14 protein-coding genes and 1 pseudogene are annotated in these 14,928 nt (G+C 49.0%); 6 read left to right on the plus strand and 9 right to left on the minus strand.

Going from position 1 to position 14,928, the window contains the following annotated elements; all coding sequences use genetic code 11:
• Positions 1-9: 9 nt before the first annotated feature.
• Entirely contained in the window at positions 10-1,806 is a 1,797-nt protein-coding gene (locus E0E47_RS01520; protein WP_130892686.1) for a hypothetical protein, read from the minus strand.
• A gap of 276 nt (positions 1,807-2,082) precedes the next feature.
• On the opposite strand from E0E47_RS01520, the gene purL reads away from it, so the two are divergent.
• The 4 genes from purL to E0E47_RS01540 all read left to right on the plus strand — a co-directional run bounded on the left by purL (position 2,083) and on the right by E0E47_RS01540 (position 7,667).
• Positions 2,083-5,787 carry a phosphoribosylformylglycinamidine synthase gene (gene purL / locus E0E47_RS01525; RefSeq protein WP_008626336.1) on the plus strand — a complete coding sequence of 1,235 codons (3,705 nt, stop codon included), beginning with the start codon at positions 2,083-2,085 and terminating at the stop codon, positions 5,785-5,787.
• An 88-nt stretch (positions 5,788-5,875) separates the two neighbouring features.
• Positions 5,876-6,424, plus strand: a complete 549-nt coding sequence (locus E0E47_RS01530; RefSeq protein ID WP_008626337.1) for a chromate transporter — start codon at positions 5,876-5,878, stop codon at positions 6,422-6,424.
• Positions 6,425-6,431: 7 nt separating this feature from the next.
• Complete coding sequence (locus tag E0E47_RS01535) at positions 6,432-7,007, plus strand: chromate transporter (RefSeq protein WP_008626338.1); 576 nt, start codon at positions 6,432-6,434, stop codon at positions 7,005-7,007.
• A gap of 21 nt (positions 7,008-7,028) precedes the next feature.
• A complete protein-coding gene (locus E0E47_RS01540) occupies positions 7,029-7,667 on the plus strand; it encodes a MarC family protein (protein WP_130894302.1) in 639 nt (212 codons plus the stop codon).
• A 105-nt stretch (positions 7,668-7,772) separates the two neighbouring features.
• On the opposite strand, the gene E0E47_RS01545 is transcribed toward E0E47_RS01540, so the two are convergent.
• The 6 genes from E0E47_RS01545 to E0E47_RS01570 all read right to left on the minus strand — a co-directional run bounded on the left by E0E47_RS01545 (position 7,773) and on the right by E0E47_RS01570 (position 10,557).
• The gene (locus E0E47_RS01545; RefSeq protein ID WP_130892687.1) at positions 7,773-8,237 is read right to left on the minus strand and encodes a DUF4252 domain-containing protein; all 465 of its coding nucleotides are present in this window, start codon (positions 8,235-8,237) and stop codon (positions 7,773-7,775) included.
• Positions 8,238-8,249: 12 nt separating this feature from the next.
• The gene (locus E0E47_RS01550) at positions 8,250-8,687 is read right to left on the minus strand and encodes a DUF4252 domain-containing protein (RefSeq protein ID WP_008626347.1); all 438 of its coding nucleotides are present in this window, start codon (positions 8,685-8,687) and stop codon (positions 8,250-8,252) included.
• Positions 8,684-9,175: a hypothetical protein gene (locus E0E47_RS01555; protein WP_008626349.1), complete on the minus strand. Its 492-nt coding sequence runs from the start codon at positions 9,173-9,175 to the stop codon at positions 8,684-8,686. The genes E0E47_RS01550 and E0E47_RS01555 overlap by 4 nt, the downstream gene beginning before the upstream one ends.
• Positions 9,153-9,677, minus strand: coding sequence for an RNA polymerase sigma factor (locus tag E0E47_RS01560; RefSeq protein ID WP_008626351.1), 525 nt, complete (start codon positions 9,675-9,677; stop codon positions 9,153-9,155). Before E0E47_RS01560 ends, E0E47_RS01555 begins: the two co-directional genes overlap by 23 nt.
• 161 nt (positions 9,678-9,838) lie before the next feature.
• The gene (locus E0E47_RS01565; protein WP_008626352.1) at positions 9,839-10,303 is read right to left on the minus strand and encodes a MaoC family dehydratase; all 465 of its coding nucleotides are present in this window, start codon (positions 10,301-10,303) and stop codon (positions 9,839-9,841) included.
• Positions 10,300-10,557 (minus strand): hypothetical protein, encoded by a 258-nt coding sequence (locus tag E0E47_RS01570; protein WP_040602684.1) that lies wholly within the window; start codon positions 10,555-10,557, stop codon positions 10,300-10,302. The genes E0E47_RS01565 and E0E47_RS01570 overlap by 4 nt, the downstream gene beginning before the upstream one ends.
• Before the next feature lie 377 nt (positions 10,558-10,934).
• On the opposite strand from E0E47_RS01570, the gene E0E47_RS01575 reads away from it, so the two are divergent.
• Positions 10,935-12,254, plus strand: coding sequence for a VapE domain-containing protein (locus E0E47_RS01575; protein ID WP_130892688.1), 1,320 nt, complete (start codon positions 10,935-10,937; stop codon positions 12,252-12,254).
• Between the two features lie 162 nt (positions 12,255-12,416).
• On the opposite strand, the gene E0E47_RS17485 is transcribed toward E0E47_RS01575, so the two are convergent.
• Positions 12,417-12,587 (minus strand): hypothetical protein, encoded by a 171-nt coding sequence (locus tag E0E47_RS17485; protein WP_232038290.1) that lies wholly within the window; start codon positions 12,585-12,587, stop codon positions 12,417-12,419.
• A gap of 160 nt (positions 12,588-12,747) precedes the next feature.
• Entirely contained in the window at positions 12,748-13,464 is a 717-nt protein-coding gene (locus E0E47_RS17490) for an AlbA family DNA-binding domain-containing protein (protein ID WP_232038291.1), read from the minus strand.
• Positions 13,465-13,762: 298 nt separating this feature from the next.
• On the opposite strand from E0E47_RS17490, the pseudogene E0E47_RS01585 reads away from it, so the two are divergent.
• A pseudogene (locus tag E0E47_RS01585) lies at positions 13,763-14,881 on the plus strand (tyrosine-type recombinase/integrase).
• Positions 14,882-14,928 lie beyond the last annotated feature (47 nt).

Below are 14,928 nucleotides of genomic sequence, written 5' to 3' on the forward strand. Positions count from 1 at the left end.
AATGAGATATTAGTTCAAGTCTACCGTTACTCCGTCTTTGATGCGGATGCGGATATTGGAAAGCTTCAGGGTCATGCCTTTGTTCAGCGTGGCATTTTGGTTGACACCTTCCATGTCGGCCGTGAAATTGACAATCAGTCCGTCAAGGTCTTTCATGTCTCCGCTTTCGCATACGATCTCCAATTGTATGGGACTCTCGGTAGCTGTTTCACCATTTTCGCCTGTCAGTTTCAGACCCGGGGCAATCGTGTTTTTGACCGGATTAACCGTTACGTTGGGATATACGTTGCCGTTCCGGTCTATGGCTTGTGCATTAAGCTTGAAATTGAGTGGAATACCGTTCAAGGCATCCATTTCTACGATGGCTTTTTTGATGGTGATGTCTTCCAGGTCACCGCCCCAATCGTTAATGGTATCTTTATAAACTATGTTCAGTTCGTTTCCGAATTGCAGCGGGGCATTCAGTTCGTAAATGGTGTTTACTTCGTAATAGGCACCATCGTTGCCGAGTTCCACTTCCGTGTCATGTTGCAGTGCCTTGGCTTCTACGTCCGTAAGTTTGATTTCATCAGGAATGGTGCGTATCAGTTCATACAGGTTGTCACCTAATACAATATTCTTGGCGCCTGCGGGCAAATTCTCCATATTGATACGTGAGAGATAATATTCCGAAGTTGCACTTCCTGCAAGTGTGATGGTTTGGTCCGTAGGTGTACTGCCCAAGTCCGTACCGATTTGGAAACCTTCGTTGAAGACACCGTCTTTGGTCCATGTCATGCGTGCCTTCAAATTTACGTCAGCCGGGCTTCCGTTCTCAAGCCTCAGTTTGATGTACGGGTTCGTCAGGTCTAAGTTTACGTCATCCTTCAAGAAATCAGGTACACCTTCTACGGTGATCGGGTCTACGTTGATGTCAATTTTCGGGTCAACGATACCCGTTACACTCTGCAACGTGATGTCGGGCACTTCCGTGTCGGTAATCAGGTCTACTTGGATGTTTCCGGCCGGAACTCCGGGGGTTGTGGCCGTACCGTTAGCTATGACATGCGTTTGCAGTTTGAAATGTCCCGGTTCGTATATTCCTTGGCCGTCGGGGAAATTTTGGATGCGCTTGAAATATACAGGAATTTTCAGTGTCATACCTTTGCGGATTTCTTGATCCTGCAGGAATTCTATGGTCTGGTCTTCTCCTTCTTTGATACCATAATTTCCCGTATTGTCCAATTCAAAAACGAAACCGTTGGGTTGTGTCTGGCCTTCCAATTCCATTTCTATGGAGAATCCCTTTTTCAGGGTGATGACCTCCACGTTTTGGCTTGTCTGGCTGAAACTAAGGGTCAGATAGGCCGTGAAATCCACATCGGTGGAAGTGAGCGACACGATGTCCGTTGTTACGTCGTCTTTCGAGAAAAGGAAGTCCGTGGTCACATCGTTTACTTGGGCCTCCACTTCTTCGCTTGTGGCTGCCGGTGTGTTGAAGTACAGTGTTGTCGTCGTCGGGTTACTTGCCGGGGCGTTGATATGTACGGGGTCTATTTCCACGTCGGTTTCTGTGGTATCGGCTTTGTTCAGGGCATAATTCCCTTGTGCGTCAGCTTTTACGACACTGTTGTCTTCCAAATCCATAATTTCTTCCAACGTGAATTCTTCCGTTCCGCTACCCGGAATGCTGAGGTCTCCGCCCACGGTGATAGTCATGTCAATGTCCTTGGTGAGGTCATAACTGTCATCCACGCAAGATGCGAAGAAGAACGGAGATAAGGCGGTTGTCCATAACGATGCCTTGATGAGTCTTCGTTTGTTCATAATTAATAATGTTTTGAAGTTATTTCTGAATCTAAATAATGCCAATACGTCTTTTTGACCATTTGTTTAGCTTAATCGACCACAAAGATATTTAAAATAAATATAATATAAGTATATTTCATGAAATATTTTGGAAGAAGTTTTATTTTTATAGGCAGAGATTCTTTATTTTATATTATCAAGATTACTTTTCTAAGATGTCAGGACGTGCAATCGGGCTTTTTTGCTTAACTTTGCAGCACAAGTATTTATTCTAATCTGTTACAAATAGTAGTTATGTCTATTTCATTTTTTAGAACTCCCGGCGGGAGCGTCATCGCTACAGAGGCGGACCATCGTCTCAATGCGGAGGAAATCGAAAAATTATGTTGGCTTTACGGTGGTGCCACCGTGGAAACCGAAGACGGACTGAAAGGTTGTTTCGTAGGTCCGCGTCGTGAGATGATTACTCCGTGGAGTACGAATGCCGTTGAGATTACTCAAAACATGAGCCTCAGCGGTATTTCTCGTATAGAAGAGTATTTCCCAGTGGAAGATGAACATGCCGGGCACGATCCGATGCTGCAACGTATGTATAAGGGTTTGGACCAGGATATTTTTACGGTTGATATCCAACCGGCTCCCATCGTGTATATAGAGAATCTGGAAGAATATAACGAACAGGAAGGATTGGCTCTTTCGCCAGAGGAAATCGAATACCTGCATCAGGTGGAAGGCCAGTTGGGGCGTAAGCTGACGGATTCGGAGGTGTTCGGTTTCGCACAAATCAATTCCGAGCATTGCCGTCATAAGATTTTCGGCGGTACGTTCATCATCGACGGGAAGGAAATGGAGTCTTCTTTGTTCCAGATGATTAAGAAAACTACACAGGAAAATCCGCATAAAATCATTTCGGCATACAAGGACAATGTGGCTTTTGCACAAGGGCCGGTGGTGGAACAGTTTGCGCCGAAAGACCATTCCACGTCCGACTATTTTGTAATCAAGGATATCGAGTCTGTGATTTCCATCAAGGCGGAGACACACAACTTCCCGACCACGGTGGAACCTTTCAATGGAGCTTCCACGGGAACGGGCGGTGAGATACGTGACCGTATGGGCGGAGGTGTCGGTTCATGGCCGATAGCCGGGACGGCGGTCTACATGACCTCTTATCCGCGTACAGATGAGGGTCGTGATTGGGAGGACATCCTGCCGGTACGCCGTTGGTTATACCAGACTCCGGAACAGATTTTGATCAAGGCATCGAACGGGGCTTCCGACTTCGGTAACAAGTTCGGGCAACCGCTGATTACCGGTTCCGTACTGACATTTGAACATCAGGAGAACGGCGAACGTTACGGTTATGACAAGGTGATTATGTTGGCCGGAGGCGTGGGATACGGCACAAAGCGCGACTGTTTGAAAGGAACGCCGCAGAAAGGCAACAAGGTCGTAGTGGTCGGCGGTGACAACTACCGTATCGGTTTGGGCGGCGGTTCTGTTTCGTCGGTGGATACGGGACGCTATTCTTCCGGCATCGAACTGAATGCCGTGCAGCGTGCGAATCCCGAGATGCAGAAGCGTGCCAACAATTTGGTGCGTGCATTGTGCGAAGAGGACGTGAATCCGGTGGTTTCCATACACGACCACGGTTCGGCCGGACATGTGAACTGTCTTTCCGAGTTGGTGGAGGAGTGCGGTGGATTGATAGATATGTCCAAATTGCCGATTGGTGACAAGACTTTGTCTTCTAAGGAAATCATAGCCAACGAATCGCAGGAACGCATGGGATTGTTGATTCAGGAAGAACATATCGAACACGTGCGTAAGATAGCCGAACGCGAGCGTGCACCGATGTACGTGGTCGGTGAAACGACCGGCGACGCGCACTTTGCTTTCCAGCAGGCCGATGGCGTGCGTCCGTTTGATTTGGATGTGTCGCAGATGTTCGGTCACAGTCCTAAGACGTACATGCGCGACAATACGGTGGAGCGTAAGTATGAGGACGTGACGTATGATGAAGCTAAGTTGAATGAATACGTGGCTCGTGTGTTGCGTTTGGAGGCCGTGGCTTGTAAGGATTGGCTGACCAATAAAGTAGACCGTTCCGTGACGGGCAAAGTGGCGCGACAGCAATGCCAAGGTGAAATCCAGTTGCCGTTGAGCGACTGCGGTGTCGTGGCTTTGGATTACCGTGGAAAGGCCGGTATCGCTACCGCTATCGGGCATGCGCCCCAAGCCGGTTTGGCCGATCCGGCCGCAGGTTCCGTGCTTTCGGTGGCCGAATCGTTGACTAATATCGTATGGGCACCGCTGGCCGAAGGGTTGGACAGCGTGTCTCTCTCTGCCAACTGGATGTGGCCGTGCCGCTCTCAGGAAGGCGAAGATGCCCGTTTGTACCAAGGTGTACAGGCTTTGTCCGATTTCTGTTGTGCTTTGGAAATCAACGTGCCTACCGGAAAAGATTCCTTGTCCATGAGCCAGCAGTATCCCGGCGGCGAGAAAATCATCTCGCCGGGTACGGTCATCGTGAGTGCCGGTGGTGAGGTAAGCGACGTGAAAAAGGTAGTTTCGCCGGTGATGGTCAATAAGGAAAAGACCACTTTCTATCATATCGATTTCAGCTTCGACGATTTGCGTTTGGGTGGTTCGGCTTTTGCCCAATCTTTAAATAAGGTGGGTTCGGACGTGCCGACCTGCAAGAATCCTGAATATTTCCGTGATGCTTTCAATGCCGTGCAGACGTTGGTAAACAAAGGCTTGGTTTTGGCCGGTCATGACATTTCGGCCGGAGGTTTGATTACCACTTTGCTTGAAATGTGTTTCGCGAATATGGAAGGCGGTATGGAAATCTCTTTGGACAAATTCGGACATCATGACATCGTGAAGATTCTCTTGGCTGAGAATCCGGGTGTGGTGGTGCAAATTGCCGACAAACATAAGGCGGAATTCAAGAAAATCATGGACGATGCCGGTGTGGGTTATCTCAAGTTGGGACATCCTACGGACGAACGCCTTGTTCAAGTGACAAAGGACGGTGCGGAGTACCAGTTCGGCATAGATTATCTGCGTGACGTATGGTATAGCACTTCCTACTTGCTCGACCGGAAGCAGAGTATGAACGGACGCGCCAAGGCTCGTTTTGAGAATTATAAGATGCAGCCGCTCGAAATGGTGTTTAATAAGGATTTCACGGGCAAGTTGGCGCAGTACGGGTTGAACCCTGACCGTCGTACCCCGTCGGGCATCAAGGCCGCCATTATCCGTGAAAAGGGAACGAACGGTGAGCGCGAAATGGCTTATTCGCTCTATTTGGCGGGATTCGACGTGAAGGATGTCATGATGACCGACCTGATAAGCGGACGGGAGACGTTGGAAGATATCAATATGATTGTCTTCTGTGGCGGGTTCTCCAATTCGGATGTGTTGGGTTCTGCCAAAGGTTGGGCCGGTGCTTTCTTGTATAATCCGAAGGCCAAGGCGGCACTCGACAATTTCTATGCCCGTGAAGACACGCTGTCTTTGGGTATTTGCAACGGTTGCCAGTTGATGGTGGAACTGGATTTGATTAATCCGGAATTTACGAAGAAGGCGCACATGTTGCACAATGACTCTCATAAGTTTGAATCGGAGTTCGTAGGGTTGACCATCCCGATGAACCGGAGCGTGATGTTCGGTTCGCTGAGCGGGAACAAGTTGGGCATCTGGGTAGCTCATGGCGAAGGCAAGTTCTCGTTGCCTTATCCTGAAGATAAGTATAATGTGATTGCCAAATACAGCTATGATGAGTATCCCGGTAATCCGAACGGGTCGGATTACAGTGTGGCCGGTATATGCAGTGCCGACGGGCGCCATTTGGCCATGATGCCCCACTTGGAGCGTGCCATCTTCCCGTGGCAGAACGCCTGGTATCCGGCAGACCGCCGTGCGGATGAGGTCACGCCTTGGATGGAAGCTTTTGTCAATGCCCGTAAGTGGGTGGAGGCTCATAAGAAATAATCATGTCCGGACGGCATGCAAAGGGGCTGTGCCTATGTCATGGCGCAGCCCCGTGTGCTGTCTGTGCATCCCGTGTAAGAGTTGGAATATGAATATTTATTGGAACAGTTTCCGTACGTTTTTCCGCATAGGTTTGTTTACCATAGGCGGGGGATATGCCATGATACCGTTGATTGAAGCGGATGTGGTGGACAAAAACAGATGGGTGAGCCGTGAAGACTTTCTGGACTTGATGGCCATAGCCCAAAGTTGCCCCGGGATTTTTGCGGTTAACATGAGCATTTTTATCGGCTATAAGCTGAAAGGCGTACCCGGTAGCGTGGTTTGTGCTTTGGGTACCATCTTGCCCTCTTTCTTGATTATTCTCGGCATAGCCTTGTTTTTCCAACAGTTTCGGGATAATGAGACCGTGCAGAGCATTTTCAAGGGTATCCGTCCGGCAGTGGTGGCACTGATAGCCGCCCCTACGTTTAAAATGGGGAAGAGTGCCAAAATCGGGATGACCAATGTGTGGATACCGGTGGTGAGTGCCTTGTTGATTTGGCTGTTGGGTGTTTCTCCTATATACATTATTATAATGGCCGGTTTGGGAGGTTACCTGTACGGCCGTTATGTCAAACCGTCGGAAAGTAAATGATAAAGATATGTGGTGGTTATATATAAAGCTTTTCTATAGCTTCTTCAAAATCGGCTTGTTCGGTTTTGGGGGAGGCTATGCCATGATTTCCTTGATTCAAGGGGAAGTGGTCAACCGTTATCATTGGTTGACGAGCGGGCAGTTTACGGATATCGTGGCTATCAGCCAGATGACACCGGGGCCGATAGGCATCAATTCGGCTACGTATGTGGGCTATACCAGTGTGGTCAATGCCGGTTACGGGCATGGTTGGGCGGTATTGGGTAGTGTAACGGCAACTTTTGCCGTGGTGCTTCCGTCGTTTATCCTGATGTTGCTTATCAGTAAGTTCCTGATGAAGTTCAAGAACCATCCTGTGGTGGAACATGTGTTCCAGGGTTTGCGTCCGGCTGTGGTCGGGCTGTTGGCGGCGGCAGCCTTGCTGTTGCTCACACCTGAGAATTTCAGTACACCGGACAATCCGTGGCAGTTCTATATCAGTATTTTCCTTTTTGCCTTTGCTTTTATCGGCAGTCTGGTGTATAAGATGAATCCTATCAAGTTGATTTGCTTTTGCGGGTTGGCGGGATGGATTCTGTTTTAACCGTTAAATAATATGAGTATGATGGATACGGTAATTCCTTTTGCGTTGTTGTGTTTCACTTCGTTGTTTACCATCACCAGTCCTTTGAGTACGATGCCGGTGTTTTTGACGATGACACAGTCTTTGGATGAGAAAGAACGGCGTGCAGTGGCCATACGCGCCACTTTGGTGGCTTGTTGTGCATTGTTGCTGTTTGTATTGGCAGGTCAGTTCTTATTCAAGTTTTTTGGTATTTCCACCAACGGTTTCCGCATTGTGGGTGGAATTATTATTTTTCGTATCGGTTTCGACATGTTGCAAGCCAAGTACACTCCGATGAACTTGCGGAAGGAAGAAATCAAGGAGTATGCCAACGATGTATCCGTGGCTCCTTTGGGAATTCCTTTGTTATGCGGGCCGGGGGCAATAGCCAATGCTATCGTGCTGATGCAGGAAGCCTATTCCTTTGAGATGAAGACGGCGGTGATAGTAGCCATTATTTTGGTTTATCTGATTACGTTCGTTCTTTTACGTTGGGCAGGGGTTTTAGTGAAGTTCATCGGTGAGACAGGAAATAATGTGATGATGCGTCTGATGGGGTTGATCCTGATGGTGATTGCAGTGGAATGTTTCGTAAGTGGGGCGCGCCCCATCCTGACGGAGATCCTGCATGGAAGTTAGAGCCTGCCTGGAGGTAAAAGAAAAAAGGCGGCAAAGGATAGTGGCAAATCGGGCATAATCCTTTGCCGTCTTTTGGTCAGTGGGTTATGAGAGAAAGGGTATCCCTTATTTAAAGGTGCCGTTTTTGATGATTTTGTGTATGTCTTTTATATTGAATTCACCTTTGAGGAGTACGAGTATGCCGTCTTCTTCCGAGTCTTCTGTTGAACGAATGACGACTACGATTTGGTGAATGACTTCCTTGTCTTTTTTGAAAAATACCCGGATGTGTTCATCGTCCTCCTTTACTTCTACCATTTTGGAATAGTCCTTAAAGTCCAACATTTCCAAATCAGCGAGGTAACGTTTGAGAAGAGCAGAGTCGTTTTGCAGTTTCTCGGGCGTGAGTACTTTTATGCTTCTCACGTTGATGCCCGCCTTGTGGAGTTTCTTTTTCACCAAAGGCATGAGTATGCCCGGCATACGTACGGATGCTTGGTCGTATTGGTTGACGAATGCGTCTATTCCGGTGGTCTGCCTGCTGCACGACATGGCGCAAAGGCATGCAAGGATAAGGATGAAATGTTTCATGATATTTGTTTTTTAGAGGTTTTTTAATAGTTTTTCCAGTTCTTCTTTCCGCATGTTTCCTATAATCCAAATCAACTGCGTGTCATCTTTGCTTTGGACGGTGATTAGAAATGCGCTTGGGCTGTCAGAGGATTTTTCTTTCTTTAAGATACAGACCTTTTCATCGGAGTCTACCGTTTTGATGAGTTGTTTGTACTTTTCGTCCTTGATGCATTGCTGCAAGTCTCTGTCGATGGACTGGAGGAGTTCTCGGTTGTCTATGTCCAGTATGTTGATTTCCTTAATGGATATGTTCGACATGTCTGGCAATAAGGTTTTGATGATTTCGCCGTTTATGTTGACGTAAGTCACTCCTTGCTTTTCGGCATAACGGTCGAAAAGCGTTTGTTGGGCTACGGCCGGCATGATGTATGCCAGTCCGGCCAATAGTACTATAAGTCGTCTTTTCATAAGGCAATGTCTTTAAGTTCGTGAATATTCTTATGGATGTCTCTTTTGATGTATTTTAATCTTTCGTGGGTGCGCAGGACGCTTTGTTCGCCCGTTTCTATACATTTGAGCGTACTTCCCAGTGCTTTTTTGGCAATGAGGGTTTCTTGGGGAGTGAGTTCGTTATGCTGTTGCAGGACATGCGTGATACCCACGTAGCAAAGCAAGGCGGCTGCCACGGCCACTGGTCCCCAAAAAAGAAAGCGCCTTTTACGGGAGGGGACGACAGATTGCCGGTCTATCCAAGCTTCCAGACGTTGTTCCATTCCGTCAGGCGGGAGGGCTTGGCTTTCTTCCGCCAAGATGCGGAAGAGGGTAGCGTCGGCATGGCTCTCTTCCGTATGGGAAAGGAAGTGGGTCCGGAGCAGGTTCTCTTCTTCCAAAGTGGTTTTTCCTTCGTAATACCGCTTCAAGAGTTCCTGGTAATCAACTGTATTTTTTCTGTTCATGGTGGTGCTTTGTTTTTATATATAGTTCTCGTAATTTTCGACGGGCGCGGGAGAGTATCATCCGGATGTGGGCTTCTTTCAACTGTACGGCGGCTGCAATTTCTTCAAAACTGTATCCGCCAATGTCCCTCATGACGATGACTGTGTGTTGGGGCTCTTCCAAACTATCAATATATCGGTGCAGCAGTGCGGCTTCTTCCGAGTGGATGGTCTCTGAATAAGGAGTGGATGCCGCAGCTATGGTACGTTCTGTTTTTTCGTAGTTTTCGTATGAGAGGTGTCGTTTCCGTATGGTGTCGAGACACAGGTTCTTGACGCTTGTTACGGCGTACGCCCTGGCATCAAGGATTCCGTCCAGTGTATCCCGTTGTTTCCATAATTTCATATAGGCTTCCTGCACCATGTCTTCTGCGTCTTCCGGATTTCCCAATATCCGGTAGGCGGTGCGATACATGGAGGCAGACAACGGTAAATAGGTCTGTTTGAAGGTTTCTTTGTTCATGCGAGGGCTATGTTTTTATAAAGAAGACGCAAGGGAAGCGTTTTTGCAACAAAGGAAATAAAAAAAACTGCGGTAGTCTATTTAAAAAGACGAGTGCCGCAGTTTTTAGAATGTGTGCCGGTAATGTATCCGCTAAAAAGCGTCTGGCTATCTTTGTCGTATCAGTTGAAATAATAAATGAAGATAGCCGTACCCTCCAATGCTTTTTTTCCGGTTTCTTTGATGTCCATCGTGAATCTGATTTCGGCCTTGACGGCACCGCGCAGATTGGCTAAAGACTGGAGTTTTGTACTCAAACGCACGCTTTGTCCGCTGAGGACGGCTTGGCCGAATTTCATCTTGTCGATACCGTAATTAATCATCATCTTCAGATTGTTCACCTCAATGATTTGGTTCCATAAGTAGGGTAGGAGGGAGAGGGTCAGATAGCCGTGTACGATGGTGCTCTTGAACGGGCTTTCCTTTTGGGCACGCTCCACATCCGTGTGAATCCATTGATGATCCAAAGTGGCATCGGCAAAGAGGTTGATACGTTCTTGATCCACCTGCAAATATTCCGATTCGCCCAAAGGCTGCCCTACATATTTTTCAAAATCTTCGAAAGAATTAATTACTAATTTACTCATGTTCCCTGAGATTTAAGTTTATGTAATTTGTTATTTGTAAGCAAATATACAGAATAAAGTGTTTCCGGACAATAATCCGGCTGTTTTTTTGTTTTTTCTTCTCCGGAAATTTTAGAAAAAAGCCTTTCATCTTTCAGGATACGCTGTAAATATCTTGCTTTAAGCATATTAGTATCCTGAAGGATGGAAGTGCCATCTTTCAGCCGTTCTTCAGGTGACGGACTGCTACCGTTGTGCGCCAAACCAAAAATCAATCTAAGCCGAACGATTTTTCGATCTAAGCCGAACGATTTTCGGATGTGCGCCAAACGGAAAGCGGCATTCGGCTCAGCTCGTAGCTGACATGGGCTGAAAGACTACAGGTTGAAAGTTCAGGGTGTATCCGATTTGTATTGAGGTAGTTACAGTGTATCCTGAAAGATGAAAGGTATTTTCCGAAAAAGTATGGAGGAGGAGAAAAGGCATGGGGAGTATCGAGTCCGACGGCTATCCGGTTTCTTTGAGGAAGGACGACACGGAGAGCGCAGAAACGTGCACTAATGTGCAGAAATGTGCGCAAACGAGCGGAAACGCGCACAAATGTGCAACCTCCGCCGTGCGGCCCCCTAACTTTGCCGTAAAACCGAAGCACATGGAACTGAAACAGATCGTAAAGAGGGCGGTACGCCGGTGGGTGGAGAAAATCGCGAGTAAGCGGGCGCAGAGGCAAGCTCGCTTGGCTTTGCCGAGTGGGAGCGATTTATTAAAAAGGAAGGCGGAAGCATACAGCACGAAAGACCGCACGTCTGCCACCCTTGAGCGTCGGTTGGCCGCTTTCGCGGAGGCGCGTTACGACCTGCGCCACAACCTGCTGACGGGGCAGGCGGAGTTCCGCCCCAAGGGACAGGATGCGGCCTCCTTCCTCCCCCTCACGGCACGCGACCTCAACTCCCTCTGCCTCTCCGCCCACGAGGCAGGCATCCCGTGCTGGGACCGCGACGTGTCGCGTTTCGTGGCCTCTGACCGTCTGCCCGACCACCATCCCTTCCGCGATTATTTCGACCGCCTGCCGCCGTGGGACGGCAAGGAGCGCCTCGACGCGTTGGCCCGGCGCGTGTCGGACAGTGCGCCGTGGGTGCGCGGGTTCCGCCGGTGGATGTTGGCCGTGGCCGCGCAGTGGATGGGGATGGGCGACGGCCATGCCAACAGTGTGGCCCCGGTATTGGTGAGCGGTCGGCAAGGACTGGGAAAATCCACGTTCTGCCGCAACCTCCTGCCACCCGAACTGTCCGCCTATTACACCGACAGCGCTGACGTGGCGAACACCGCCCGTATGGAACAGCTCTTGGTGGAAATGGGGCTCATCAACCTGGACGAGTTCGACCGCATCCCCGTCCGCCGCCATCCGGCCTTGAAGAACGTGATGCAGCTCACCTCCCTGCAAGTGCGCAAGGCTTACCGGCGCGACACGCTCCGCCTGCCGCGCATCGCCTCCTTCATCACCACGTCCAACAGCCACGAACTGCTTTCCGACCCTTCTGGCAGCCGCCGCTTCCTCTGCGTGGAGGTGGAGCGTCCCATTGACAGCACGGGCATCGACCATGCCCAGATCTACGCTCAACTGAAGGCCATGCTCCTCGGCGGCGAGCGTTACTGGTTCACGGCGGAAGAAGAGGCGGAAATCCAACGTGCCAACGTGGCCTTCTACCGCACTTGCCCTGCGGAAGAAGCATTCGCCCGTCATTTCCGTGCCGCCCGTCCGGGTGAAGAGGCCCTGTCCGTTTCCCTTCCCGAACTCATCGCCCTGTTGCGCAAGCGTCAGCCGGGCACGCTCACGGGCATCGGGATGCAGGAGTTCAGCCGCGCCCTCGTGGCCGCAGGCGTGGAACGGCGGCACACGGAAAAGGGCAACCGTTACCGGATCGTGCCGTTGGAGCGTGAAGATAGTAAGCCCGCAATCCTCTCCGAATGAATGAGGAAAAAGACTTTTTGATTTCTTCCAGTAAAAAATAAGGATTCAAGCGGTAATTTCGTATCTTTGCGTAAGATAGAATATAGGATTGATATAGATGCCTTTCAAGTCCCTCGTAATCCCTCATTGCGACTTTGTACAAGGTCAGCAATTCAAAGACGTTCAACTGTCCGGCCGGGGGGGGCTGCGGTTCTGCTCGTTTCGGATGAATATGACAAAAGCTGCATCCAATATCGGAGCTTTGAACGTGAGGTTTACCTGATATGGGTCTGTTTCCGAATAGTCCGGCAGAGCCTTTCCCTCCATGATGCAGTTGTAGAACATTTTATCCACTCCCTGACCGCCTCCTTATTGAACGAAGGTATATCGAAGATGTAAGGGCCGTCATTGTAATGCAGAAGCGGATTGCTCGTCGGCTAGTTGATATAATCCCACACCTTGTCAATCACTATGAACAACGGAAGTTGGAATTCCTTGCGTGCGGTGTATTGTATTACATTCTGAACTCCACCACAATATTGTTCTGCGGCAGACATTTCCGTATGGCTTCGGATTTGCCGAGCAGTATAAGAGCCGCATAATTCAGCTTGCCGTCTTTGAGCAAGTCCAAATCCGACAAGACCTGTTCATCGGGACAGTTGCGGAACAGCGGATTTTCCTGTTTCCGGGCATATTGGGTTTTCATTTCCACTATGGCTTCCTTATCCAAATCCTCAATGGCAAGTCCTTCGCATATCTTCGCCGAGAAATCCGATTCCTGTTCGGACAGCACATTGAATATCTCGGTATCGGACATTTCACGCAGGCTCTCTCCGGTACGCATAAGGGGCACACCCTCAAAACGCAACAACCGACCTACAGGGCGTGACGGAACGGTAATGACAAGCACACGCTTATCCTCTTCGTACAATTCTGTTGTTTCCACCCTTATGCCCAACCGTTTGTAGATTTCATCCACGAGTTGCCCGACTTCATTTTGCGCAAAATCAGAGCCGACCACTGCATGGGGTATATGGTCTGCCATACCCAACACCAACCGTCCGCCTCTTTCATTCGCCAAAGAGACAATATACCCCAAGACACACCGCCGCCTGTCTTTAGGGTCGGTGTGTTTTCCTCCGGTGAACGGATAGTTATGCTTTGCCTCCTTAAATTCTATATGGTCTTCGCTTTCGCGCAGTTGCTTCAAATCCTCAATTGTCATTTCCATAAATGTAGTCTCGGTCTAAAATAAAGTACAAAGGTACAAAAATGTAGGAGACAGAGGCTATGTTTTGCTATCTAATATTGCCGCAGGAATGTTGGAAATGACGAAGCCGAACCATCTCGATATGAGGGGAATAAAGGTAAGAGGAGAACACCGACAAAAGAGATGGCAGAGATGGAATTTGTGTTTTTTGTAAAATGCTGGTTGCGAGGTAAAAAATCAGACTAAAAATGCAGACGGTATGGCGGAAATTCTGTACTTTTGCTGTTGGAGGGTATTGTTCTTCCAAATCAAAAGTATTATGGACGCATATCGACCCAAGCAGCGCATCACGCTCTCTTTCGCCAAGCGGAATGGGCGCAACTGCATAGCGGCCGCCTATGGTGGCGATGAGGCTTTGCGGCAAAGTTTGTCGTGCGAACCCAGTGCAATCGTAACAGGCGATACCGCCTATCTGTCGGCAGAGGATTTCGTGCTTGCCGAGTTCTTCGACCGCTATGTAAAAATGGCGTTTATAGACTATTCCGCCATCAAGGAAACCGCACTTCGGAAAGAGGAAGACAAACGGCCGCCACTGCCGGAAGGCTATCTGGAAAAACTTCAGCAAGTGCGTTACAGTGACCATACCGTAAGGGTATATACCTCCTATTTCCGCGATTTCCAACAGCATTTCGAGGGGCGTAAGATTGAAACGGTTACCCCCGGCGAGATAAACGACTACCTGCTGTATCTCATCCACGAGAAAAACATATCCTCCTGTCAGCAAAACTATCGTATCAACGCCATCAAGTTCTATTACGAGAAAGTTCTCGGTCAGGAACGTCGGTGTTACAAGGTGAACCGTGCCAAACGGGAGAAGACGCTACCCGACGTGTTGAGCAAGGAGGAAATAAAGAAGATACTCGATGTGACGGTGACAGACCTGCGTTTCTTCTGTATGTTCTCCATACTCTATTCCGCAGGGTTGCGCATCAGCGAACTGCTGGAACTGAAACCCGGCGACATCAACGAATCCCGCTCCCTGATACGGGTGCGGCAGGGTAAAGGGAAAAAAGACCGCTACACCCTGCTGTCAAAACCGTTGATGAAAAAACTGACGGAATATAACAGGTTGTACAAACCGAAAGTGTGGTTCTTTGAACACAGACCGTGAGAACCTTTCACCGAGAGCATCGTGTCGAAACGGCTGAAGGCGGCAGCCCGGGAAGCGGGAATCATGAAGCGGATTTATCCGCACCTGCTGCGCCATTCGTTCGCCACCCACTTGCTGGAGCAAGGAACCGACATCAAGATAGTGAAAGAGCTTATGGGACATAACAACATCAAGACAACGGAAAGGTATGTCCACATAGCCGGTACTTTCAAAAGCAATATCAAAAGCCCGTTGGACGATCTGTTGATGGAGGAAGACGAGGTCTGATACTTAAAGAAAATAACAGCCAAATCGGCTGATAGCATAACATTCAA

It is taken from the genome of Paraprevotella xylaniphila YIT 11841, from assembly GCF_900683745.1.
Classification (GTDB): Bacteria; Bacteroidota; Bacteroidia; order Bacteroidales; family Bacteroidaceae; genus Paraprevotella; species Paraprevotella xylaniphila.